The sequence below is a fragment of the Micromonospora yasonensis genome (assembly GCF_026013475.1).
Taxonomy (GTDB): domain Bacteria; phylum Actinomycetota; class Actinomycetes; order Mycobacteriales; family Micromonosporaceae; genus Micromonospora; species Micromonospora yasonensis.
Genome location: NZ_JAPDPH010000438.1, coordinates 1 through 1,718 on the forward strand (window position 1 = coordinate 1; position 1,718 = coordinate 1,718).

Sequence of the window (1,718 nt, forward strand, 5' to 3'; positions counted from 1 at the left end):
TCAGCGCCGGTTCCTCGGTGGCGCAGCGGTCCTGGGCTTTCCAGCAGCGGGTGCGGAAGCGGCAGCCCGAGGGTGGGTTGAGGGGGGTGGGGACATCGCCGGCCAGGCGGATGCGGCCGGCGGGGCCGAGGGTGGTGATGTCGGGGATGGCGGACAGCAGGGCCCGGGTGTAGGGGTGCTGGGGGTGTTGGTAGATGTCGTCGCGGTCGCCGATCTCGACGATTTTGCCGAGGTACATGACGGCGACGCGGTGGCAGAAGTGCCGGACGACGGCCAGGTCGTGGGCGATGAACACGAACGCCAGGTCGAGGTCGCGTTGCAGGTCGCGGAGCAGGTTGATGACCTGGGCCTGGATGGACACGTCCAACGCGGAGACGGGTTCGTCGGCGACGATCAGTTTCGGGCGCAGGGCGAGGGCGCGGGCGATGCCGATGCGTTGGCGTTGGCCGCCGGAGAACTCGTGCGGGTACCGGTTGTAGTGCTCCGGGTTCAACCCGACCAGTTCGAGGAGCTCCTGGACGCGTTTCTTGATGCCGCCGGGCGGGTCGATCCCGTTGACCTGCAACGGCATGGCCACGATCCGCCCGACGGTGTGGCGGGGGTTCAACGACGCGTACGGGTCCTGGAAGATGATCTGCAGGTCCTGCCGCAACGACCGCAGGTCCCGCCGGCCGGCGTGGGTGATGTCCCGCCCCGCGAACTCGATACTGCCCGCGGTGGGTTCCAGCAGCCGCACCAGCATCCGCCCGGTCGTGGTCTTCCCACACCCGGACTCCCCCACCAGACCGAGGGTCTCCCCCGGACGCACATCGAAGTCCAGCCCATCCACGGCCCGCACCGCCCCACCCGCACGGAACCCGTCCCGCACCGGGAAATGCTTGGCCAGCCCCCGCACCCGCAACAGCGGCCCGGTCTCGACGCTCATCGGGCCACCCCCACCTGGGCGATCTCATCGCGGTAGATGCGCTGCCGGACGGCCTCCGGCAGATGGCAGGCCACGAAGTGCCCCGCCTCTCCGGCCGGGCGCAGCTCGGGCACCTGCGTGCGGGACCGGTCACCGTTACGGTCGGCGTACCGGCAGCGGGGGTGGAACGCGCACCCCGACGGCAGGTTGATCAGGCTGGGCGGGTTGCCCTTGATCGGCACCAGATCCGCGTCCGCGTCACCGTGCAACGACGGCACACTCGACAACAACCCCCACGTGTACGGATGCTGCGGCCGCCGCAACACCTGCTCCACACTCCCCCGCTCAACCGCCCGCCCCCCATACATGACGAGGACGTCATCAGCCACCTGCGACACCACACCCAGGTCATGCGTGATCAGGATGATCGCCGACCGGAACTCGGCCTGCAGGTCAGCGAGAAGGTCGAGGATCTGCGCCTGCACCGTCACATCCAACGCCGTCGTCGGCTCATCCGCGATCACCAGATCCGGATCATTCACCAACGCCATCGCGATCATCGCCCGCTGCCGCATACCACCCGAAAACTCGTGCGGATACTGATCGAACCGCCGCCCCGGCTGCGGAATCCCCACCCGACCCAACATGTCCACCGCCCGGCCACGGGCCTCCCGCTTCCCAGCCTTCGGATGATGCACCCGATACGCCTCAGCGATCTGCCGGCCCACCGTGTAGTACGGATGCAACGCCGACAACGGATCCTGGAAGATCATCGCCATGTCCCGGCCCCGCAGCCGCCGCACCTCCTCCTCCG

The 1,718-nt window shown here is 68.9% G+C and carries 2 protein-coding genes; both read right to left on the reverse strand.

Features of this window, described 5'->3' with window-relative positions; translation table 11 throughout:
* Window positions 1-925 (reverse strand): ABC transporter ATP-binding protein (locus ONA70_RS36150; protein WP_265010966.1); only part of this gene is annotated, 925 nt, incomplete at its 3' end.
* A partial coding sequence (locus ONA70_RS36155; RefSeq protein ID WP_265010967.1) for an ABC transporter ATP-binding protein occupies window positions 922-1,718 on the reverse strand: 797 nt, incomplete at its 5' end. The genes ONA70_RS36150 and ONA70_RS36155, both read right to left, overlap by 4 nt.